Genomic DNA, 23,990 nt, shown 5'->3' on the forward strand with positions numbered 1-23,990 from the left:
CGGCGGCCACAGCGGCTTTTTTCTTATCCTCAGGGGAGGGTGCCTCGGTCTCGCTTTCAACATTTTCAGCTGCCTCGTCGGGCTGCTGCGCAGATGCATCGGCTTTCGCCGCCTTTTTCGCTTTGGCTCGAGCTATTGCGGCGGCCACAGCGGCTTTTTTCTTATCCTCAGGGGAGGGTGCCTCGGTCTCGCTTTCAACATTTTCAGCTGCCTCGTCGGGCTGCTGCGCAGATGCATCGGCTTTCGCCGCCTTTTTCGCTTTGGCGCGAGCAATGGCAGCGGCCACAGCAGCTTTTTTGTTATCCTCTGCAGAGGATGCCTCGGTGTTGGCCTTGCTTTCGACATTTTCAGCTGCCTCGTCGGGCTGCTGCTTAGATGCATCAGCTTTCGCCGCTTTTTTCGCTTTGGCGCGAGCAATGGCAGCGGCCACAGCCGCTTTTTTGTTATCCTCAGCAGAGGATGCCTCGGTCTCGCTTTCAACATTTTCAGCTGCCCCATCGGGCTGCTGCGCAGATGCATCGGCTTCTCGGGCGGCTTTCTTGGCTTTGGCGCGAGCAATAGCAGCGGCCACAGCGGCCTTTTTGTTATCCTCAGCAGAGGATGCCTCGGTCTCGCTTTCGACATTTTCAGCTGCCTCGTTGGGCTGCTGAGTAGATGCATCGGCTTTCGCCGCTTTTTTCGCTTTGGCGCGAGCAATGGCAGCGGCCACAGCAGCCTTTTTATCTTCTGCGGCTGTGGGCTGGCTATCACTTTGTTCACTTTGCTGGGCTTTTTTCGCCTTGGCACGAGCAACAGCAGCGGCGACTGCGGCTTTTTTGTCATCCGCTGTTGCGCTTGGCGCTTGCTCAGGCTGTTGTTTTTGTGCCTTGTATGCACGAGCTTGCTCTTTTCTTTGCGCACGAGCTTGAGCAACGTCTGAGTTATCTGGCTCAGGGGCTTCACCTTGCGCTTTTTTGGCTTTGGCGCGGGCAATAGCTTCGGCGACTTTTGCCTTGTTATCACCTGGCTCTGTTTTCTTTGCTTTCACGCGAGCCAGGGCTTCAGCCACTTTTTCCTTACTTTCACTGCTTTTAGCAGCGCTTCGGCTGGGCCGTTTGTGGCGGTTGCGGCGCTCTTCTTGCTCGCGCTCTAAGCGTGCTTTTCTCGCTTCGAAGCGTTCGCGTGCACGCTCAGCTTTTACTTGCTCTATTTGTTGTTCGCGAATTTCAGCTTTTGCGACTCTGTAATACTGTACCAGCGGAATTTCACTTGGGCATACGTAGGCGCAAGCACCGCACTCAATACAATCAAATAACTTATGTTCTTCGAGTTTTTGGTACTCTTTGGTTTTGGCAAACCATTGCAGCTGCTGGGGTAATAAGCTAGCAGGGCAGGCATCTGCGCAGGCACTGCAGCGAATGCAAGCGCGCTCATCACCGGGCGCTGGCATTTCTTTGTTACTGGGAGCTAATATACAGTTGGTGGTTTTGACTACAGGTATGCGCACACTGGGCAAGGTAAAGCCCATCATTGGCCCACCCATAATCACGCGCTGCATTGGCTCAGGATTAAAACCTTGGAAAGCTAATAAATGCTTTATTTCCGTTCCCAGTAAAGCCCAGACGTTACCTTGTTGCTCAAGGGTTTCGCCCGCAAGGGTGACAACGCGTTCGATCAGCGGCTTGCCGAGCTCGACAGCTTGCTGTATCGCATATAAGGTGCCCACATTTTGTACCAGCACACCGATATCGGCGGGGATCCCTCCAGCAGGCACCTCTTTAGAGGTGAGTATCTGAATAAGCTGCTTTTCGCCGCCCGAAGGGTATTTGGTTTCAATCGCTCGGACGATAATATTGTCGTAGTCGGCGCAGGCCTGAGTCATCGCCTCAATGGCCTTTGGCTTATCATCTTCAATACCAATGATAGTCAACTCAGGGCCCAGTAAGTGCTGGATGATATGGATACCGCGCACGATTTCTTCACTGTGCGCTTGCATAAGCACATCATCGGCGCTGATATAAGGTTCACATTCGGCGCCATTAACAATCAAAATATCGATTGGCTGTTTGCTTGCGGTTTTAACATAGGTCGGAAAACCCGCACCGCCCATGCCAGAAATACCAGCATAATGAATGATGTCAACTAGTCGCTCGGCGCTAAGCTGCTGATAATTAGGGTGAGGCACAAGCTCACACCAAGTCTCTTGGCCATCGGGTTCAATAATAATACTCAGCTCAGGAATGGCTGAAGGGTGCGCCGAGGGCATAGGCGTGATATCCACTATACGCCCCGAGGTTGGTGCATGCACGGGCACTGACCAATTGGCATTGGGGCGAGTGAGAGCCTGGCCTTTTAATACCTGCTCACCTGCGTTTACTAATAACTGCCCCTCAGCACCAATGTGCTGTTTGATTGGCAGCACCAGTTTTTCGGGCAAAGGTAAGCTGTGAATAGGGAGCGAGTTCGTTTTATGTTTATGGGTAGGCGGGTGAATGCCACCAGGGCTTTGCCATAACTCACCGCGACGAATACGTGATAATAAAGAGTCCACACTACACCTCTTAATCTATCTGAGTCACGGGGATGGCATCGAGCTGCCATTTCCACGTTTGTTTACTTTGCGCTAGAGGAATCATATCTATGCAATCCACCGGGCAGGGCTCAACACACAAATCACAGCCAGTGCACTCATCTTTGAGTACGGTATGCATTTGTCGTGTTGCCCCAACAATGGCGTCAACCGGGCATGCTTGGATACACTTAGTGCAGCCAATGCATTCGTCCTCGCGAATGTAGGCAACTTTTTTCTCTGGCTCTGCTTCCTCGCCACCGGCGAGTGGCTTCGCTTCTACCCCCATTAAGTCGGCTAGCTTCTTAACAGTTGCTTCACCCCCTGGCGGGCATTTATTGACATCATCACCGTTGGCAATGGCTTCGGCATAAGGGCGACAGCCAGGGTAGCCGCATTGACCGCATTGAGTTTGTGGCAAAATGGCATCAATTTGCTCGACAACAGGATCGCTCTCAACTCGGTAGCGCACAGCAGCAAAACCGAGGATCACGCCAAAAATAAGGGCCAGTACACCCAGGGCGATTAAGGCATAAAATAAGGTCATATTAAAACGTTACCAATCCGCTGAAGCCCATAAAGGCCATCGACATAAGTCCCGCCGTTACCATAGCGATTGCTGCACCTTTGAATGGCACAGGTACATCGGCACCGGCCAAACGCTCACGCATGGCGGCGAATAAAACCAGTACCAGAGAAAAACCAACGGCAGCACCAAAGCCATATACGGCAGATTCAACAAAACTATGCTGCTCTTTGATATTTAACAGGGCAACGCCGAGTACGGCGCAGTTAGTGGTAATTAACGGCAAAAAGATACCTAACAAGCGATAGAGCGTCGGCGAAGTCTTCTGCACCACCATTTCGGTAAACTGCACCACCACGGCGATCACCAAGATGAAGCTCATAGTACGCAAAAAGGTGAGCTCTAAGGGCAGCAAAATATATTGATTAACCAGGTAGCTGGTGACGGAGGCCAGTGTCAATACAAAGGTGGTGGCCATAGACATGCCCACGGCGGTGTCCAGCTTACTTGATACGCCCATAAAGGGGCATAGGCCAAGAAACTGTACGAGCACGAAATTGTTTACCAACACGGTACTGACGAGCAGTAAGAGATATTCCGTCATAGCTACCCAAAAAACTGAAAAGAACCCGCGTATTATCCTTATTTCTCGGTCATTTCACAACAGTTGTAAGGGCTTATACGAACAATACAGCGGTGACGAGCACCGCTTTTAAGGCGTATACCTAGCTCAATGGGCCTGAGCTGTCGCGCATCACTAATGAGGGGGTAAAAGTGCGGATAATTTCTTTATCTTGATTACGGGCTCCCCGAGTCTTACTAAAAAGCAAGCGTGCGGCGTGCTGAGAGATAACATCGTTATCCTGATGCGCGGTGGTCAGCTTTGGCCAAGTTTGTTTGGAGAAGGGCGAGTCTTCAAACCCCGTGATCGATAACTCATCGGGAATAGCCATATCCATAAGGCGTGCTGCAAAGAGTGCGCCTGCTGCAATTTCATCGTTACCACCCATCACCGCACTGATATCCAAACGGTTCCCTTCTTTAAGCAGTGCTTTAGCACCATTGACGCCAGATTCAAATGAGTAATCGCCGCGATAAATTAGCTCTTCACGCACCTTGATACTATGATCTTGCAAGGCTTGCTCATAACCAGCGAGTCGTTCGGTGGTTGATTTGTGCCCTTGATCACCACAAATGAAAGCGATGTTACGGTGTCCTAAACTTATTAAGTGAGACGTAATTTCGTATGCAGCAGCGTAGTCATTTACATATATACACGGGCTAGTCTGTTCGCTATCACCACGGCCAGAGAGAATGCGCACATAATGCATACCCATCTCATCGAGCATATCAATCAATGCTTGCTGTTCTGAAAGGGGTGGGGTTAACACTAGGCCTGCGATACGCGAGCGCTTGATCATGGTTTTAAGTTCTTCTTGCATAGTGCTATCGGCATAACTGCAAGGGTGAATGACCAACTCATAACCCTCCTTTCGACAGTGAGACAACACCCCGTTTTGCATATCAATTACATAATAGGCGTTGGGGTTATCATACACTAGGCCAATGGCATAAGAGGATGTTCCTGCAAGGTTGCGGGCAGCTAGGTTAGGTTGGTAGTTTAATTCGTTTACAGCGGCCATAACGATATCGTGCGTTTTCTTGCGCACGGACGGCTCGTTATTTATTACTCGCGAAACCGTTTTCATTGATACACCAGCTAGTTTCGCGACATCATTTATCGTTACTTTCATGTTCTTTTCTTATTATGTCTGTGTTGGCACACAGGTGTTGTCATTAAGAGTAGCAGACACAGAGGTCACTATCGCGGTGGACCTGTTTTGCTTAAGCGTGCTCTATTATTTCCTTGCCGATGAAATCGCTTTGGCGTTGCTGTAGAGCATTTACATCGCTTAAAACGCATACATAGCCATGCTTCTCCATGAGTGTATCTAAAGTTAAATACAAATAGCAGAGAAAATTTTAAATTTTCCTCATGATACCGGTGTCAAAGACGAAATTATGCGCTATGATCCCTCCACTAAAATCGCAAATTAGCAGATTGACAGCGTTGTCATTTTAACTTAGTGTTAACGCCGTTAGGTTGAATTTCGTATATTTGCAGGTAAAAAAGTATCTTCGCTGACAATTCACTTTTTCACAGCGAGCCTTTCGTATTTTTATCTAGCGCTAATGATAGTAACAATAGCCCCATAAGCAAGGACTTAAAGGAAGTATAAAATGGTAGCAAGTCGTTCACAACTAGCGAGCTGGCAGAGCCTAGAAAAGCGCGCTCAGGAATTACAAAACACCCATTTAAAAACGCTTTTTGCAAACGATGATGCGCGTTTCAACACTTTCTCCGTTCAGGCTCCTGGCATTTTATTCGATTATTCTAAGCAGCTAATTAACCAGCCGGTGAAGGACGATTTACTTCGTTTGGCTGAGGACTGTGAATTAGCGCAGTGGCGCGACAAGATGTTCGCGGGTGAAAAAATTAATTTTACCGAACAGCGCGCCGTTTTGCATAGCGCGCTGCGCAACCGTGACCAATCGGCGATTATCGTTGATGGTGAAAATGTGAGCGAGCAAGTCGAGACTGAATTGGAGAAAATGCGCGCCTTTGTTGCCAAAGTGCGCTCAGGTGAGTGGCTCGGATTTAGCGGCAAGGCAATTCGCCATGTTGTGAGTATAGGCGTGGGTGGCTCAAACCTGGGTCCACAAATGGCCACTGAGGCTCTCGCAAGCTTTGCCGATGACACCCTAGACGTACATTATGTTTCCAACGCCGATGGTGTACAAATTGCGAAAGTATTGGATGCAGTTGACCCTGAAACCACACTGTTCGTTATTTCCTCAAAGACTTTTACCACCTCTGAAACCATGACCAACGCCCAAACAGCGGTGCAATGGTTACAAGATGCTACGAGCGAAGCAGATGCAATTGCTAAGCACTTCGTTGCTGTGAGCACCAATTTAGAGAAAACCTCTGCATTTGGCATTGCGCCTGAGAATGTATTTACCATGTGGGATTGGGTCGGTGGTCGATTTTCAATGTGGAGCGCAATTGGCTTACCTATCGCTTTATATTTAGGTTTCGATGCCTTTATCGAGTTGCTTGAAGGGGCATTTGAAATTGACCAACACTTTAAAAACCAGCCAATGGCGAACAACATCCCGGTGCTGATGGGGTTATTAAGTGTCTGGAATACCACTTTCTTAGACCATAAGGCGCAAGCTATTTTACCCTATGACCAAGCATTGCATATGCTCCCCGCCTATTTGCAGCAGGGGGAAATGGAAAGTAACGGTAAGTCAGTTAATTTTTCCGGTTCTCGCGTTAATTACACCACAGTCCCGTTAATTTGGGGCATGACGGGAATAAATGGTCAGCACGCGTTTTATCAATATTTACACCAAGGCACCACCATCGTTCCCGCTGATTTTATTGGCTCGATTAAGCCGCAAGTTGAAGTGGGTGAGCATCACCGCGTATTGATGTCGAACTTTTTTGCGCAGACCGAAGCCATGATGAATGGTGTCAGCGCTGAGCAAATCCGCGATGAGCTTAAAGCAAAAGGGATCAGCTCCGAGGAAATTGACCAATTGGTTGCTCACAAAGTACATCAAGGCAATCGTCCTACTTCTTCGATACTGTTAGACACAGTGGATGCGAGAGGACTTGGCCGCCTCATTGCGTTATATGAACACAAAATTTTTGTCCAAGGTATCATCCTTGAAATTTGCTCTTTTGATCAGTGGGGTGTGGAATTAGGCAAAGGATTGGCTAAAAGCATTGAAGCTGAGCTGAGCGATGGCCAAGTCGGCGATCACGATAGTTCGACAGCCGGATTAATGAATTATTATCAAAGTAAACGATAAACTGAATTTGCTGCCTAGGCAGCACAGCCGAGTAGCGCTGGAGGGCTTAGAGGGGCAGTGTGGTTTTACTGACCCTCTAAGACTCTATTTCCTTTACGGACCAGCACAAAAGAATACCTTTGAACGGGTAGCGCTGGAGTCTTTAGGGCCTGTATGTTTGTGAGAGGACGTATGGTTACCCTAAGACTCATTTATTCTAAAGCTCCGATAACACGAAAACTGTGTCGGAGCTTTGCCATTTTCATTTAGGTGGATTTGGCTGCTGACTTCGTATTCATCGATGTCAGTGTGAAAACTGTCACAGGATAGAGCCGCGAAAGGTTATACTGTCCTCATAATAACAAGTATTATTGGCTCGATAGATAGCCGATGAGAGCAGCCCCTAGGGTGTGAATCTGCATCCACACGAAATGGGCACCAAACAGGTAGAGAGTAAATCATGCTAAATCCTTTTGATATTATCATTTTTGGCGGCGGTGGCGATTTGGCCTTGCGCAAATTGCTTCCGGCGATGTATCGCGCTTATCAGGAAGGGAACCTACCACAAGGGACACGCATCCTCCCCACTGTTCGTGGCGCTGATAAACGTGACGAATATATTGATACTGCTCACAAAGCAATGAAAGAGTACTTGGCCAAAGGTGAGTACAACGCCAAAGATTGGAAGGCGTTCGCAGAGTTCTTAGTGCCAGTCGTTGTCAATGTGACCGAGGCTGACAGTCATTGGGATGAGCTAAAAACGATTTTAGATGAGCACGAAGCAGATAAATCACGTGTATTCTACTTATCATTGCCGCCAGCAGTGTATGGCACCTGCTGTGAAATTCTCTCTGCTAAAGAGTTGATTACTGATACCTCGCGTGTGGTGGTTGAAAAGCCCATCGGCTACTGTGGTAAGTCAGCAGAAGAGATTAACGCGAAAATTGCACAATTCTTCAGTGAAGAGCAGATTTTCCGTATTGACCACTATTTAGGTAAAGAGACGGTTCAAAACCTGATGGCGTTGCGCTTCTCTAACTCTTTGTTTGAGAATTTATGGGATGCCAAGTCGATTGATAATATTCAAATTAGCATCTCGGAAACGGTGGGCCTTGAAAGCCGCGCGGGCTTCTATGATAAAGCCGGCGCGCTGCGTGATATGGTGCAGAACCACTTGTTACAATTACTTTGCTTGGTGGCGATGGAGTCGCCGCATAAGCTCAATGCGAACTCCATTCGCACTGAAAAATTAAAAGTGCTTGAGGCGCTAAGGCCGTTGGTGGGTGAGCAAGTCGATGAAAATATCGTACGTGGCCAATATGTGCCAGGCGATCTCGACGGTAAACTCGTGCCGGGGTATTTAGAAGAACTGGGTGAAGGCTCAAGCGCAACAGAAACTTTTGTCGCTATCAAAGCGCATATCGATAACTGGCGTTGGGCTGGCGTGCCATTTTATTTGCGCACAGGCAAGCGTATGCATAAGCGTTGTGCGGAGATTGTTGTTGAATACAAGCCGGTCTCGCACAATGTGTATGAGCAAGATGTCGGTCCTATCCAGCCTAATCGCCTGGTGATCCGCCTGCAACCAGAGGAAAGCATCCAACTTACGCTGATGTCTAAGCGTTTGGACAATCTAGAAATGCAACTAGAGCCTGTTACGTTAAATATCGAGCTTTCAGAAACCTACTCAAAGGGTTTCCATTCAGATGCCTATAAACGCTTAATGTTGGATGCGGCGGCCAATAACCCAGCGCTATTTATTCATCGTGATGAAGTGCGTCAAGCATGGAAATGGATTGATCCTATTATCGAACGTTGGCAGGAAAAAGGGATCCCGTCCCTATACCGAGCTGGCTCATGGGGCCCAGATGATGCAGATGAGCTTTTAGCAACAAATAACCACCGTTGGTTTAATACCGGGGAGGGCGCGTAATGGCGAATATTACAGAACACTTCTTTGATTCCAAAGAGCAGATGACCGCCAGTTTGGCCGAGTCACTAGAGCAGCGCTTAACCCAAGGTTTAGCTGAGAATAGCCGTGCAGCGCTGATGGTATCTGGCGGCTCATCGCCGGCCCCCGCCTATAAGTACCTATCAAACCTTGATATTGATTGGCACAAAGTGGATGTTGCTATGGTTGATGAGCGCTGGGTTGATGCCAGCCATGAGAAAAGTAACGAGACTTTCATCAACAATACCTTGCTACAAAATAAGGCCGCGCGCGCTAACTTTATCACCATGAAAAACGCAGCCCCGACTGCTGAGCAAGGCGTTGAGGCATGTGAGCAGCACTATCAGCAAGTGCACCGCCCTTATGATGTAACCATTTTGGGCATGGGACCGGATGGTCATACTGCGTCTCTTTTCCCGCACGCGCAGGGTTTAGAAACTGGGCTTCAAGCCGAGCAACTGGTATGTGCTATTAATGCGATTGAAAGTGAGGTGACAGGAGCGATTACCGAGCGAATGACATTAACGGTGCATGCTATTGCCCAATCAAAGGTCGTGAAGTTACTTATCAGTGGTGAGCAGAAGCTTGCAACTTATAAAGCGGCTAAGCAGCAAGGAGATGTTGCAGAGATGCCACTGCGAGCAATATTGCAGCATCCCGATATTGAGCTCGAGGTGTATTGGGCTCCTTAACCGTATGACTATCAATAATGAATAACAAAAGCGCGGCAATAGCCGCGCTTTTGTTTTTTAGGGATGTAAGCTAAATGGCTGACAGTTTAGCTTTTGGTATCCTGCTAGAAGGCGCTAATCAATGGCTGCAAAATCGTGCCCCCAAGTTTTTGTAAGCAAATATAGATTTAATTGCAATGGGCACTAGACGGCAGCAGAATATTTGCATAAAATAACAATGACAGCGCTGTCATTGTTATTGATAATTAATTGTGACCCTTGAAAAGATACAAACGCTTCTGCCCGATGCTCTGTATTAAAGCGCCGCTCAACTATTATCTTTTGTATAAAAATAGTGCTATGAGAATAGTTGTTGTTAAAGTTATCCAAATGGGAGTAGAACAGGGGATACTTTAAGCATTTTAAAATTATTCTTACTTTTACAGGTACTTAGTCGCTCACTTAGCGGTAATTAGAATCAAAACTGCCCTCTTATTTACCTTAATCAGAAACCAAGTTGCCAATTAGGCTTTACTTTTGTTGTCACATTTGTGTTATATTCATCTCGATTTCACACTAGCAGAGCTAAATTCACCTCTATTAAATGTTCACTAAATCATAGAGTTAAAGATTAACTCGCGGTTTTTTTAAACAAAAAGCCAAAAAGATGTAGCGAAATTGTAATTTAGGGTGTATGGTTTGTTAGTAGATGACAGCGTTGTCATCATCACTGGGCAGAAGTGATAAAAAAATCAACAAAATGATTCAAGGGGAATCCTGTGTTAGCTAAAAATTTTAAAAAAAGCTTATTAGCAGTGAATATCGGCCTTGCTATGGGTGCTGGTTTTTCCGGCGCAGCAGTAGCGGCTGATGCACAAACTCAAGCAAAAGAAGATGTTGAAGTCATTGAAGTGCGCGGTATCCGCCGCTCATTAGAAGCGTCAATGAATACCAAACGCTTTGCTAATGCCGTGGTAGACGCGGTGTCAGCAGAAGACATTGGTGAATTTCCTGATAATAACCTTGCCGAGGCTCTAGGTCGTGTACCTGGTGTTACTGTTTCTCGTCAGTTTGGTGAAGGTTCAGCCGTCTCTATTCGTGGTGCGTCAAACTCGCTGACATTAACCACGCTAAATGGTCAGAATGTGGCCTCTACGGGTTGGTATTCACAACAAGCCATTGACCGTACCTTCAACTACTCTATGCTTCCACCAGAAATGATCGCTGATATGGAAGTGTACAAGTCATCGCAAGCAGACCTGTTAGAAGGTGGTGTTGGCGGTACTGTAATCGTAAATACCCGCAAGCCTCTAGATTTAGAGCCAATGACTATTTTTGGCAGCGTTAAAGGTTCGGGTTCTAGTCAGTCAGATGAAATTGATCCAACCGTTTCAGGGTTAGTCAGTTGGAAAAACGAAGCTGAGAATTTTGGTGCATTAATTTCTGTTGCACAATCGGACTATACACTGGAACGTCGCGGTGATGAGGCGTTACCTATTTGGGGTGGTCGTATTGCGCCAACTGCTTTTGTGCAAGAGCGTGAGCGTACAGCCTATGATATCCAGCTCCAATACGCACCAACTGATGCACTTGAGTTCGGCGTACACTATATGAATCTTGAGTTGGGTGCTGATGGCGTAAATAACCAGGTATGGATCCCACAAGATACGTCTAACTGCGAAGCGCTGAATGCCGATGGTGTGCCAGAGCGTTGTACTTCATCGCAACAGTGGTTTGATGACACAGGTTTAGGTGCAAACAGCTATTGGGACGTGCGTCCACGTAACGCAACAATGGAAACTGAACTGATTGCCGCAGACATGAAGTTCTTAGGCGATGGCTTCACGGTTGAAGTTCAAGTGGGTACATCAGAAGCCACGGGTGGTACCAATTTTGAAACCAACGTTGCTTATATTTCGGGCCTAGGCGGCTCGGTAGGCACACTTGATGGCACGGGCACGAATTGGATTTTTGATACCGAAGACCAATCTTATCCATTGCCTGCGGCTGGCGAGTACGTTGGCTGGGAAGGTTTACAGCCGGGCGCGATTGTTAATGAGCCGCGTACGGATGAAGAAACGTATGCACAGGTAGATGTAGAGTTCGAAACAGACTTTGAATACATCACGTCAATTAAAACCGGTTTACGTTGGTCCGATCACGATGTTGTTCGTGACAAAAACCGTCCAAACTTGAACTTTGATGGTGCCGCAGAGGCTGAAATCGTTGATGCTGACCGCTTCACCGATGGCCGAATTGATGCTGGCATGAGCGATATCTCTATCCCTAATGGTGATGGCGCTGAGATGATTGCTTATACTCAAGAGTTCATCGAAAGCTGGGCTCGTGAACGCTCAGGATATGCATCACTAAACGAAGAAACGGTTGCTGCCTATGTAATGGCTAATTACTCAGGTGAAAATTTCCGTGGTAACTTCGGTTTACGTTACGTGTCAACTGAAGCAACCTCGCAAGCCTATGCTTTAGCACCTGGTTTTGTCGACCCAACGCATGCATTTAATAATGGTTATTCGACAGCTTTAACAACTGAAGAGCATGACTATTCAGAGGTTTTACCTAGCTTTAACTTGGCTTATGACCTTTCTCAAGACATGATCTTACGTGTATCTGCTGCGACCGTTATTTCTCGTCCAAACTACAATGACATGTTCAGTAACGCTGCATTAGCAGGTTATGACGACAACGACGATAACAACCAGTCGGTCACCAAAGGTACTCCGTCACTGAGCCCATTTAAAGCGAACCAAGCTGATGTTGGTGTTGAGTATTACTACGCACCGTCTAGCTTAATTGCAGGTAGCTTCTTTTGGAAAGACGTTGACACCTTTACCACAAATACAGAACAACCAGGTCAAAGTATTGGTATCGTTGACCCAGGAACAAACACCGACAACTGGCGTGTAGAAACGTACACAGACGGTGACGGTGGCACCATTTATGGTGCAGAGTTCCAGTTGCAGCATACGTTTGATAACGGTTTCGGGGCTGTTGTAAACTACACTTACTCTGATTCAGATGCCAATGCAGAGAACTTCGTAGATGGCAACTCTGTATTCTCTGATGCATCAGAGCACACAGTGAATACAGTGGCGTTTTATGAGACTGACGCACTATCATTACGTGCAGCCTATACTTGGCGTTCAGAGTACATGATTCGTGAAACAGGTTTCTACGGTAGTCGTCTACACGAAGACTTTGGAACATTGGACTTAAGTGCGAGTTACGATATCAACGAGAACTTCACTATTATCGCCGATGTTACAAACCTTCTAGAGGAAGACAGCATCCAGGTTGGTAACCACCAAAACTGGACTGACACTGATAACCCTCGCTTCAGTCGTGGATACCCAGCGTATAATTATCAGGGTGAGTCGCGTTACTCTGTTGGTTTACAATTCCGCTTCTAAAGCGATATTGTTGATAAAACCCGAGCTCATGCTCGGGTTTTTTGTTTAGGCAAGTGGCAGTTTGAAAATGAAAAAGTTGAGAAAAGTCGTTATTGTCGGTGGTGGTACATCTGGTTGGTTGGCTGCAAATCACATTGGCAAGAGACTGTTAGGCAGCGATATTGAGGTGTGCTTAATTGAGTCACCTACTATTCCAACCATTGGCGTCGGTGAGGGCACTGTGCCGATGATGGTCAGTACCTTACAAAGTTTTGGTATTTCCGAGCAAACCTTTATTACCCAGTGCGATGCGACGTTTAAACAATCAATAAAGTTCATAAACTGGCTTGATAAACACCACCATGGTGAACACAACTATTATCATCACTTGTTCGAATACCCCTTTCCAAATAATCAAGATGTCACGCAAACTTGGCTCAGTGACACAACTGCCGCCTCATTTGCTGAAACCGTTTCGTTTCAACACATGCTCTGTGAGCACGGTGTCGGCCCTAAGGCGATAACTCAAGCGCAATACACTGGCCACGCCAGTTATGCCTATCACCTTAATGCGCTCAAGTTTGCCCAACTATTGAAGGACAATGCCATATCTCGGTTCAACGTGAAGTTACTGAAAACCAACGTTACAGCGGTAAAGTGCAATGATGAAGGCCATATCAGTGAGCTGCAAACTGACGATAGTGGCCAAGTCAGCGGCGATTTTTTTGTTGATTGCAGTGGCTTTTCGAGTATTTTGCATCGACGAGCCTTGGGCGTTAAATCAGTGGATGTAAGTGATCAGCTGCCGATTGATAAAGCCATTACGGCCCAAGTCCCGACCTCTGCAGATGATGCGATCCCTCCTTACACGCTGGCCACAGCACATCAGGCAGGGTGGATATGGGACATTGCCCTGACCACACGACGTGGGACCGGCTTTGTGTATGCCAGTGACTACTTAACAAAAGAGCAGGCATATACCAAATTTGAACGTTATTTAGGTCAGCCGTTGTCTGGCTTAAAAGTACGGGAAATTGACATGAAAGCGGGGTTCGCTGAGCGGGCTTGGCATAAGAATTGTGTGGCTTTAGGGCTTGCTCAAGGCTTTGTTGAGCCTTTAGAGGCAACCTCCATTCTGCTGACTGACTTTAGTGCAAAGCTGTTGGCTGAGAATTTGCCGGTGCAGCATCATGCGCTAGCGTTAGCCGCTAAGAAGTATAACGAAATTATCGATTATGCATGGCGCCGAGTCGTCGACTTTATCCAATTGCACTATTATCTTTCAGATCGTCAAGACTCTGCGTTCTGGCGGGCAATGAAGTCAACTGACAGCATGTCTGTGGTGCTCAAAGAACGTCTTGCGTTGTGGCAATACCAAGTCCCTAAAAAGTCTGACTTTAACTCTAAATATGAAGTGTTTGAGCTAGAGAACTACTTGTACATTCTTTATGGTATGCATTTTAAGCCATGCGCTCATTTAGTTGCCAAGGCTGAGCATAAAGAATTGATAGCTATGTTAGCAAGCTATGGTGAGCAGCTGCTAAAGCAGCTGCCTAAGCACCGAGCCTTGCTTAACAATATAGCCCAACATGGGCTGCAGAAAATTTAGCTTTTACACGATGCACCAAACGCTTCGAGCAATGCTCTGTTTGACAAGAGCTTGCTCGCGGCACTGCGTTTTTGTGCGGCGATTGAGGCAAATGCCTTGTCGATGATCTCCTCGTTGATTGGCGCTTTTTCAACGTAGTCAGGTAAAAACTCTAATCCATAGAGAATGTATTGCCAACTAGCGAGAGTAAACAGGTCGTATTTGTAGGGTAAGTCGCCATCGGTGATACCGTAATGCTGCCAAGCCTTGAGCTTTTCCTGCAGTGAGGCAGGAATGGTCTCGGGGTTTTTCTGCTCTCGCCAAAAGGGGGTGTCATCGCGCTTGGTAAGACAATAATGCACCTTAATGAAATCGATAATGTTGTCCCAACGGGATGTGAAAATACGATTGTATTGTTTTTCTCTCTCGAGCATCGCTTCTCGAGTTGCAGGGAAACGGGCGGCAAGAGAGCGCACTCCCGCCTCAACCATGGCTATAGCGGTTGCTTCCAAAGGCTCGACAAAGCCACTGGAAAAACCGATAGCACAGCAGTTCTTGGCCCACGATTTTTCTCGGTAGCCGGTTTTGAAGCTGATATGACGATAGCGCTTCTCACTATCATGGGCAATACCATGATAATCGCACAAGGTTTTCTCAGCCTGCTCTTTGGAGCAGTAGTGTGAATTGTAAACATAACCGGTGCCTCGGCGATTTTGTAAGGCAATATCCCAAATCCATCCGGCGTCTTGCGCCGTGGACACCGTATGGGTCGTGATAGGGGTCTCGGAATCGGCATATTCCACAGGTAACACTACGGCGGTATCAACTGTGAGATAGTGGCTCTTATCAACAAAGGGCACCTTTAAAGCTTTTGCTAACAGCAAAGAGGAGAAGCCCGTACAGTCGACAAAAAAATCAGCGTCATGCTGGCGTTGCTGCTTATCAACTAAGTGCGCGATGAAACCTTGCTCATCAAGCTCTACTTGCTCAATATCTGCAACAATATGCTCAACCTGTAACTTGTTCATTGCATGCTTTTTGAGTAACTGACCCAGCTTTGCGGCATCGAGGTGGTATGCATACTTGGCAAGCCAAGCATATTCTCCCGTCTCAGGTGTCTTAGGTGCGAGGTTTTCATCGCACAGGAATGACTGCACCGACGTCGCGTGGGCAAAATCTTGCTGCATCGTGCCTTGGTGTTTTCGGCTCACCCAATATGCGCTCAAATCAAGGCCTTTTGGTTTGGCGGGGGGATCAAAAGGGTGGTAATAGGCATGAGGTTTGTCGCTTGGGTTATACAGCCAATTTTTAAAAAGAGCACCTTGCTTAAAGCTGGCGTCACACTCAGCGATAAACTCTTTTTCAGAAAGGCCAATCTCATACAAGGTATTGACGATAGTAGGGAAAGTGCCTTCGCCAACGCCAATTGTGGGGATAGTGTCTGACTCAATAATACTGACTTTAATATCTCGTCCGGTTCGCTTAAAACTACTGGCTAAGTAGGCTGCGCTAAGCCAGCCAGAAGTGCCACCGCCAACGACAATAACACGTGATAAATCTTTCATTCTTATTCCTTTATTTTTTATTCTAAGTAGAAAAAGGAAGCGACACTCAGGCGACCATTATCTATATCATCCTGCTGATTATGTTGTCCCTTTAAATCAGCGCTGTGCAATATATTGCCCTGATAAATAATGATTCTATTGAATTTCGCCGGCACACTCAGTACTCGCTCGAAAAGGTCAGAGTCGCCCTGAATATAACCATCAAAACTATGTGCATGATGCTGAATTGATTTAAGCATGTTTTTGACAGCGTTGTCATCACTAAACTTCGCCATCCCCGTTGGCCGGTAGGAGTAAAAGGAGGTGCCGCCATGTTGCTCAGAGCATAAATAGTGCACGGTTGCATAGTCTTTATTATCTAAGCTATCGATATGGGGGGCTTTTTGAAAGAGCGAAAGTTGAGACTCTTTCACCGTGGTCAGAGATAACTCGTTTCTGTAAATATCTACTTTACCGTCAAGTTGCAACACTTCTCTGTCGCGCAGACTATTGAGTAATTCTGATAGCGCGCGTTTATAGGGCAAAGGCATTTTGTCGCGTTTACCTGGATAAAAGGAGCGGTCCGTTCCCGGAGGGTTAAAGTATGCGGTGGTTTTGGCATAGTGAATGACTTGTTCAGGGTTAGCTAAGAAGTCATCAACGACGACCACGCTTTCATTGGTTGCAGGAATTGCAATGACGTTCGCTTGGTAATCTAAATTCAGTGTATACATTGGTTTTAGCTTGTAACGGGTTAGACAGCATTATGTTAGCCAAAATCAATTGGAGTCAAATGCGATGTTCCGTTGCCACAAAATTTTCACTTCCTTTTTCCTAGTAAAACCGCTAGCCTTAGTGCCACTAGATAAGTAACAAATACGTAAAATTAATGGAGCAGTAATATGGCGGAGCAACAAGTGCAGCCTTTGCATAACGAAAAACATGCCAACACAAAAATCAAAAATGGCATTAACCTAGAATTTTTGAAAACTCAGCACCTCGTTCCTGTAGTTGCTCACGAGTTTGGTCGTGTTGCTAACGAATTTCCGATGGCATTCGTAAAAAATAATGAAACGGGTAAATTCCAAGCGGTAGCGATTTTTGGACTTGAACCAGGTGAAAACCTATTTGTAGATGGCGATCAGTGGGTAGCAGGTTTTGCCCCATTAGCTGTGACTCGCTATCCGCTAGGTCTTGTTAAGCACCCAGAAGAAGAGCAGTACGGTGTAGTTATCGATGAAGCTAGCCCGTTGGTAGGCGAGGAAGACGGTAATGCGCTGTTTGAAAATGGCGAAGAAACTGAATACCTGAAGCGTCGTAAAGATGCACTTGTGTCGTTCATTGAATTCTCAGGTGTGACTGAAACCTTCACTCAGTATCTTGCAGATAAAGAGCTATTGATACCACAAACGCTGACTGTGGATATCAAAGGCGAAAAGAAAGATATCTCAGGTATCTATCTAATTGATGAGAAAAAGTTAAATGAGCTAAGCGACGAAGCTTTCCTAGAGCTTCGCAAGCGCGGTTACTTAGCGCCTATTTATTCGTTCCTAACGTCTACTCACCAAGTGGGCCGTTTGGCGCGTTTAAAAGCTCAGCGTGATGCTGACGCATAAATCGCATAAAGAGTGAAAAAGCCCAGCAATTGCTGGGCTTTTTTGTACCTGCTTGTTCAGTTATTACACGAATATGAAAATTGGACCAAAGTTTTATCTCTTTACCCTTGAGTAACGTCGGCCCATGTGAAAAAATTTGAGTTTATTTTGTAACCCCAACTCAGACACGAGGAATCAATTATGCGCATCATCCTATTAGGCGCACCCGGTGCAGGTAAAGGCACGCAAGCTCAGTTTTTAATGGACAAATACAACATTCCGCAAATCTCTACCGGCGATATGTTGCGCGCAGCTATTAAAGAGGGCACACCGCTTGGCTTAGAAGCGAAAAAGGTGATGGATGCCGGACAACTTGTGTCTGACGAGATTATTATTGGTCTTGTAAAAGAGCGTGTCGCCAAGGCTGATTGTGAAAACGGTTTCTTGCTAGATGGTTTCCCACGTACCATCCCTCAAGCCGATGCAATGAAAGAAAATGGCATCGATGTCGATCACGTGATTGAGTTCGATGTGGCTGATGAAGTGATTGTTGAGCGTATGGGCGGACGTCGTGTTCACCCAGGTTCTGGTCGTGTTTATCATGTGGTTTACAATCCACCCAAGGTGGATGGCAAAGATGATGTCACCGGTGAAGATTTGATCATCCGTGACGACGATACTGAAGAAACAGTACGCAAACGTCTTGCTATATATCACGAGCAAACTAAGCCGTTAGTTGATTATTATCAAAAAGAAGCGGCTGCTGGCAACACTCAGTACCATAAACTCGATGGTACCCAAGCTGTTGAAGCAGTCAGCCAGCAGTTAGCCGAACTGCTAGGCTAACCCCGCACTAAAAAAACCGCCTGAAGGCGGTTTTTTTGATCTTAGCGATTGTTTTCAAAGTATAATCACTTTTAATTTAGCGTTTAGGACTTCATTGCTATGTCACTTGCTTTATCGCAAAGCGCCAGCCGTTACGGGGTGCTGTTAGTTAATCTTGGTACCCCTGATGCGCCCACGTCAAAAGCCGTTCGTGTTTATTTGCGCGAGTTTTTATCCGACACTCGCGTCGTTGAGATACCGCCAGCTGTGTGGTTTTTTATTCTCAATGGCATCATTCTTCCTATTCGCTCGCCCAAGGTGGCTAAAGCATACGCATCAATATGGCAGGAGCAAGGCTCGCCGCTGCGCGCAATTACGGAGCAACAAAGCATTGCCTTACGGCAGCACTTAGAACAAGGGACGGGAGAGGCCATACATGTCGACTATGCCATGACCTATGGCAACCCCAGCATCGCTAGCCGTATTAAAGATATGCAGGCGCGTGGCATTGACAAGATAGCGGTGTTGCCACTGTATCCACAGTACTCTGCGACAACCACGGCTGCGGTATTCGACAAGCTGATGGCGCATCTAAAAACCGTGCGTAACTTACCGGAAATTCGTTTCCTTAAGCACTACTACGAGAAGCCTAGCTATATTAATGCATTGGCGCAATCTATTGCCGATTACCGCGCTCAGCATGGCGAGGCGGATAAACTGATTTTCTCTTTTCATGGCATCCCTAAGCGCTGTGTTAAAAAAGGCGATCCTTACTTTGAGCATTGTCAGGCTACGGCGCAAAATACAGCAGCCAAGTTGGGGCTCAGTGATGAGCAATGGATGATGACCTTCCAATCGCGTTTTGGTGCTGAAGAGTGGTTAAAACCCTATACCGATGAAACTTTGGAAGCGTTGCCAGAGCAAGGGGTGAAAACAGTGCAGGTGGTTTGCCCGGCTTTTGCTGCAGACTGCTTAGAAACTTTGGAAGAGATTTCCGTGGAAAACGCCGAAGTGTTTAAAGGGGCGGGAGGCGAGAGCCTAGACTACATTCCCGCGCTTAATGATAGCGAGGCTCATATCGCCTTACTGGCTGAGCTAGCCCAGCAGCAATTGCAGAATTGGTAATACGAAAGGCGCCACACAAGGCGCCTTTTTACTATCACCAATAAAACTGAGTCTATAAGCTATTCAGTGCTCTGATCGCATGATCGTAATTAGGCTCTTTGGATAGGTCGCTAACAAGTTGTTTGTAGATGACTTTGTGGTCTTTATCCAACACCAATACGGCACGGCTAAGCAAGCCCATATCTTTGATAAGTAAACCATACTGCTCACCGAAATCTCGCCATACTGCATCAGAGAGAGTCTCTAGCTTGTCAATTCCCTCTGCGGCGCAATAACGTTTTTGCGCAAAAGGTAAATCAGTGCTGACAGTTAACATAGCGACTTGAGGGAATTCGCTGGCCACTTTTTCATTGAAGTGCTTTGTTTGAATACTGCACACGCCAGTGTCTAAGCTCGGAACTACGCTCAATAGAACCGCTTTGCCTTGGTAGTCATTTAAGCTGCGTGGTTCAAATTGGGCATTCACGGTACGAAAATCCGGTGCGGCATCACCCACTTTGACTCCTTTGCCTAACAGGGTGACGGGCTTTCCTTGGGCTGTGACTTTACCAGCATCAATGGTATTGATAGTCTCGCTTTGCTGAGCTAGCGCTACAGTGCTGCAGGTCAACAGGGTGCACAGTGCTAATTTCTTAAACATAACGCTCTCTTTTCTATTTTCTGCAAAATCCTATGAACTATTATATCTATACGCCAGTACAAAAGGATATAGCGGCGGTGGATATTTAAATTGTGTTTATTGTTATCTTTTATTAACATTAATACAGGCTAGTTTGCGATCAACAACAATAACAACGCATTCCGATACGACTAACCACCATTCAACGATCATGCGAGTGAGGTACTGCCTGTCATGAAAACACCAGTGTTAATTTGTGATGACTCCACAGTTGCTCGCAGGCAGTTAGCCCGATCCCTACCCGAAGATTGGGAAATAAAACTGGAATACGCCGTCAACGGCGAAGACTGCCTAGACAAATTGCAGTCGTTTTCACCGGAAATCTTGTTTCTAGACCTCAACATGCCAGGCATGGATGGTTATCAAGTCTTGCAGGCCATCAAAGAGCGTAATATTCAGGTGCTCGTTGTGGTGGTCTCTGGTGATATCCAACCGACAGCGCACGAGCGTGTCCTTGCGCTTGGTGCGATTGATTTCATTGCCAAACCGTGCGATGCCAGCAAGTTAGAGCAAATTATTGATCAGCACGGCATAAAAGATAAGGCGGCACGCCAACGTTTAGCCTTGCAGCTCGGGGAACAGCTTGACCCGGATATTCGTGACATTTATCAAGAGATCACCAATGTGGCGATGGGGCAGGCGGGTGACTTGCTCGCGCGGCTACTTAATGTATTCGTGAAGCTGCCTATTCCTAACGTAAACGTACTTGAAGTGAATGAGCTGGCAATGGCACTTCGCTCAATCGACCAAAATGCGGCAACTTCAGGCATCTGTCAGGGCTTTATTGGTGGGGGGATCTCGGGCGAGGCGTTGTTATTGCTTAATGACTCCAGCTTTAAAGAAATTGCTTCACTGATGAATTACGAGGGAGAGATCACCGATGCGGTCGAGCTCGAATTATTAATGGATGTCAGCAATATTTTAGTGGGCTCGGTACTTACCGGCTTAGCGAAGCAGCTTGATGTGGGTTTTTCCCAAGGCCACCCAGTGGTGCTCGGTCAGCATCGTGAAGTTGAAGAATTGGTCTCGGCCAACCGCTCGCGTTGGCAACGTACATTGGCGATAGAAATCAGCTATGGAATCGAGGACCACGATATAAATTGCGACCTCATGTTGTTGTTCACAGAAGATTCCCTGAAAACTCTCAAATACAAAGTCGAATACCTATTGGAAGATTAATTTATGCCTGCAGCTGATTTTAATATGCACGAAATACACTGGCTCATGGATATGTTTAATACCGTGGATGTGGGCCTTGTGGTATTGGATCGCAAATACCGGGTGTGCATATGGAATGGCTTTATGGAGAATCACTCTGGGCTGCTGCCTAGTGCAGTGAAAGACAAAGACTTATTCGACTTGTTCCCCAGCATTGATGAGAAGTGGTTTCGAACCAAAACCGAGTCAGTGTTTGTACTGAAAAATCGCTCATTCACTATTTGGGAGCAAAAGCCCTATATTTTTCGCTTTAAGAACTACCGTCCGATCACTGGTAAAGCGAATCATATGTACCAAAATGCGACTTTCATCCCGTTAACCAGTACCACCGGAGATGTGACTCACGTATGCATCATCATTTATGATGTAACCGACGAGGCTGTGAATAAAATCGAATTGGAAGAAGCCAATCGTATGCTTGAGCAAATCAGTCGCACTGACGGGTTAACGCAATTACCTAATCGCAGCTTTTGGGAAGAAAGTCTGCAAAAAGAGTTTAAGCGTGTGAGTCGCTCACAAGGGCATGATAGCTTGTTAATGCTAGATATCGATCACTTCAAAAATATTAACGACAGTCATGGCCATGCGGCAGGAGATGAGGCGTTAAGACACATAGCCAATATTATAAGCAACACCTTACGCGAAAGTGATATGGCTGGGCGTTATGGCGGTGAAGAGTTTGCTATTACTTTATATGATACAGATGCAGAAGGCGCCAAAGTATTTGCCGAGCGCTTGCGGGCACAGGTTGAAAGTTCGCAAGTGGTTGTTGACGAGGAAGTCATTAAAATGACTATCAGTGTAGGGATAGCTCAATACGACAGCGCTTTTGAGCAACATGAGCAGTGGGTCGCCGCAGCAGACAAAGCGCTGTACAAGTCGAAACAAGAAGGGCGAAACCGCATTTCTATCGCTAACAACGGCGCTTAATTAAGCGTCGCTGTTTTGCGCTGCAGGGCACTGACTAAGCAGTTGGGTGCTGCCATCTTGTTGCTCTTGCTCTAACCTCACCGCAAACCCCCATAACCGGTATAGGTGCTTCATCACCTCATCGCTTGAGTCCGCTAAAGGAATCGATTGATGTGGTACATAACGTAAAGTTAAAGAACGATCCCCTCTAATATCAACATCATAGATCTGAATATTAGGCTCATGATTACTGAGGTTGTACTGCGCTGATAGGGTTTCCCTAATTACTTGGTAACCCGCTTCATCGTGAATAGCCCCGACTTCCAAGTGAGGTTGTTGAGCATCATCAACGATGGAGAACAGTTTGAACTCCCGCATCATACGAGGAGAAAGGAATTGGCTGATGAAGCTCTCATCTTTGAAGTTTTGCATGGCAAAGTGCAGGGTCTCCAGCCAGTCACTGCCAGCATACTCCGGAAACCATTGTTTATCCTCATCCGTTGGATTTTCGCAGATTCGGCGAATATCCGTCATCATATTAAACCCTAAGGCGTAAGGGTTAATTCCCGAGTAGTAGTTACTGTTGTAGGGAGGTTGATACACCACATTAGTGTGGCTTTGCAGTACTTCGAGCATAAAGCCGTCGGTGACCTTTCCTTCATCATACAGGTGATTAAGTATGGTGTAATGCCAAAAAGTAGCCCAGCCTTCATTCATTACTTGGGTCTGTTTTTGTGGATAAAAGTACTGCGAGATTTTGCGAACAATACGCACAATTTCTCGTTGCCACGGTTCCAGTAAAGGCGCATTTTTTTCAATGAAATAAAGAATATTTTCTTGCGGCTCACGAGGAAAACGCTCGCGCTTTTGTTTGCTGTGCGACTCTGCCTCTGGAATTGTGCGCCATAACTCATTAACCTGAGACTGTAAGTAGTCTGCTCGCTCTTTCTGTCGTCTCTTTTCTTCGAACAAAGAGATTTGCTGTGGCCTTTTATAGCGATCTACACCGTAATTCATTAGCGCATGGCAGGAGTCGAGAATATTCTCCACTTCATCAATACCGTATTTTTGCTCGCATTCGGCAATGTAGTTTTTGGCAAAGAGTAAATAGTCAATAATGGAACCAGCATCCGTCCAGGTTTTAAACAGATAGTTACCCTTAAAAAATGAGTTGTGGCCATAGCAGGCATGAGCCATGACTAGGGCCTGCATCGGCATGGTGTTTTCTTCCATCAGGTATGCGATACAAGGGTTCGAGTTAATCACAATCTCATAGGCCAGTCCCATTTGTCCGCGCTTATAGTTTTGCTCAGTTTGGATAAATTTCTTACCGTACGACCAATGGTTGTAGCCAATAGGCATACCGACACTGGAGTACGCATCCATCATTTGCTCAGCGGTGATCACTTCAATTTGGTTCGGGTAAGTATCAAGCTTATAGTGTTGTGCAACGCGTTTTATTTCGTCGCGGTATTGCTCAAGCAAATCAAAGGTCCAATCTGGACCATCACTTAATGGCTTTCGAGTCATAATCGCCCCTCAT

At 46.5% G+C, this 23,990-nt stretch carries 18 protein-coding genes; 10 read left to right on the forward strand and 8 right to left on the reverse strand.

Annotated features, from left to right (window positions below):
• From rsxC to MHM89_RS00020, 4 genes are all read right to left on the reverse strand, one after another.
• Positions 1-2,530, reverse strand: a 2,530-nt coding sequence (gene rsxC, locus MHM89_RS00005) for an electron transport complex subunit RsxC (RefSeq protein WP_239407784.1), incomplete at its 3' end; no start/stop codon positions are given.
• A gap of 10 nt (positions 2,531-2,540) precedes the next feature.
• Positions 2,541-3,095, reverse strand: coding sequence for an electron transport complex subunit RsxB (gene rsxB / locus MHM89_RS00010; RefSeq protein WP_022946146.1), 555 nt, complete (start codon positions 3,093-3,095; stop codon positions 2,541-2,543).
• A 1-nt stretch (position 3,096) separates the two neighbouring features.
• Complete coding sequence (rsxA, locus tag MHM89_RS00015; protein WP_022946147.1) at positions 3,097-3,678, reverse strand: electron transport complex subunit RsxA; 582 nt, start codon at positions 3,676-3,678, stop codon at positions 3,097-3,099.
• Positions 3,679-3,799: 121 nt separating this feature from the next.
• Positions 3,800-4,828, reverse strand: coding sequence for a LacI family DNA-binding transcriptional regulator (locus MHM89_RS00020; protein WP_022946148.1), 1,029 nt, complete (start codon positions 4,826-4,828; stop codon positions 3,800-3,802).
• 487 nt (positions 4,829-5,315) lie between these two features.
• On the opposite strand from MHM89_RS00020, the gene pgi reads away from it, so the two are divergent.
• From pgi to MHM89_RS00045, 5 genes are all read left to right on the forward strand, one after another.
• Positions 5,316-6,956 (forward strand): glucose-6-phosphate isomerase, encoded by a 1,641-nt coding sequence (pgi, locus tag MHM89_RS00025; RefSeq protein ID WP_239407785.1) that lies wholly within the window; start codon positions 5,316-5,318, stop codon positions 6,954-6,956.
• Between the two features lie 439 nt (positions 6,957-7,395).
• Positions 7,396-8,868 carry a glucose-6-phosphate dehydrogenase gene (gene zwf / locus MHM89_RS00030; RefSeq protein ID WP_022946149.1) on the forward strand — a complete coding sequence of 491 codons (1,473 nt, stop codon included), beginning with the start codon at positions 7,396-7,398 and terminating at the stop codon, positions 8,866-8,868.
• On the forward strand, positions 8,868-9,578 hold the full coding sequence (gene pgl, locus MHM89_RS00035; protein WP_239384257.1) for a 6-phosphogluconolactonase: 711 nt from the start codon (positions 8,868-8,870) through the stop codon (positions 9,576-9,578). Before zwf ends, pgl begins: the two co-directional genes overlap by 1 nt.
• Positions 9,579-10,336: 758 nt before the next feature.
• Complete coding sequence (locus MHM89_RS00040; RefSeq protein WP_022946151.1) at positions 10,337-12,985, forward strand: TonB-dependent receptor; 2,649 nt, start codon at positions 10,337-10,339, stop codon at positions 12,983-12,985.
• Positions 12,986-13,052: 67 nt separating this feature from the next.
• Complete coding sequence (locus MHM89_RS00045; RefSeq protein ID WP_239407786.1) at positions 13,053-14,573, forward strand: tryptophan halogenase family protein; 1,521 nt, start codon at positions 13,053-13,055, stop codon at positions 14,571-14,573.
• Here MHM89_RS00045 and MHM89_RS00050 read toward each other — a convergent pair.
• A complete protein-coding gene (locus MHM89_RS00050; RefSeq protein WP_239407787.1) occupies positions 14,570-16,117 on the reverse strand; it encodes a tryptophan halogenase family protein in 1,548 nt (515 codons plus the stop codon). The genes MHM89_RS00045 and MHM89_RS00050 overlap by 4 nt on opposite strands.
• A gap of 17 nt (positions 16,118-16,134) precedes the next feature.
• Positions 16,135-16,830 (reverse strand): DUF6445 family protein, encoded by a 696-nt coding sequence (locus tag MHM89_RS00055; RefSeq protein ID WP_239407788.1) that lies wholly within the window; start codon positions 16,828-16,830, stop codon positions 16,135-16,137.
• A 168-nt stretch (positions 16,831-16,998) separates the two neighbouring features.
• Between MHM89_RS00055 and MHM89_RS00060 the strand changes: the two genes are divergently transcribed.
• The 3 genes from MHM89_RS00060 (at position 16,999) to hemH (ending at position 19,641) form a co-directional block, all read left to right on the forward strand.
• On the forward strand, positions 16,999-17,712 hold the full coding sequence (locus MHM89_RS00060) for a SapC family protein (protein ID WP_138549017.1): 714 nt from the start codon (positions 16,999-17,001) through the stop codon (positions 17,710-17,712).
• A gap of 180 nt (positions 17,713-17,892) precedes the next feature.
• Positions 17,893-18,537 (forward strand): adenylate kinase, encoded by a 645-nt coding sequence (gene adk, locus MHM89_RS00065; RefSeq protein ID WP_022946156.1) that lies wholly within the window; start codon positions 17,893-17,895, stop codon positions 18,535-18,537.
• Positions 18,538-18,636: 99 nt separating this feature from the next.
• Positions 18,637-19,641, forward strand: coding sequence for a ferrochelatase (gene hemH, locus MHM89_RS00070; RefSeq protein WP_239407789.1), 1,005 nt, complete (start codon positions 18,637-18,639; stop codon positions 19,639-19,641).
• Between the two features lie 52 nt (positions 19,642-19,693).
• Here the strand turns inward: hemH and tpx are convergent, their stop codons facing one another.
• Positions 19,694-20,281, reverse strand: coding sequence for a thiol peroxidase (tpx, locus tag MHM89_RS00075; protein WP_022946158.1), 588 nt, complete (start codon positions 20,279-20,281; stop codon positions 19,694-19,696).
• A gap of 213 nt (positions 20,282-20,494) precedes the next feature.
• Here tpx and MHM89_RS00080 point away from each other — a divergent pair, with 213 nt between their 5' ends.
• Together MHM89_RS00080 and MHM89_RS00085 are read left to right on the forward strand one after the other, a co-directional pair.
• Positions 20,495-21,499, forward strand: coding sequence for a response regulator (locus tag MHM89_RS00080; protein ID WP_022946159.1), 1,005 nt, complete (start codon positions 20,495-20,497; stop codon positions 21,497-21,499).
• Positions 21,500-21,502: 3 nt separating this feature from the next.
• Positions 21,503-22,468, forward strand: coding sequence for a diguanylate cyclase (locus tag MHM89_RS00085; protein WP_022946160.1), 966 nt, complete (start codon positions 21,503-21,505; stop codon positions 22,466-22,468).
• Here the strand turns inward: MHM89_RS00085 and MHM89_RS00090 are convergent, their stop codons facing one another.
• Positions 22,469-23,977: a SpoVR family protein gene (locus MHM89_RS00090; protein WP_239407790.1), complete on the reverse strand. Its 1,509-nt coding sequence runs from the start codon at positions 23,975-23,977 to the stop codon at positions 22,469-22,471.
• Between the last annotated feature and the right edge of the window lie 13 nt (positions 23,978-23,990).

Origin of the sequence: Pseudoalteromonas sp. CNC9-20 (assembly GCF_022347875.1) — a bacterium.
GTDB classification, from domain to species: Bacteria; Pseudomonadota; Gammaproteobacteria; order Enterobacterales; family Alteromonadaceae; genus Pseudoalteromonas; species Pseudoalteromonas ruthenica.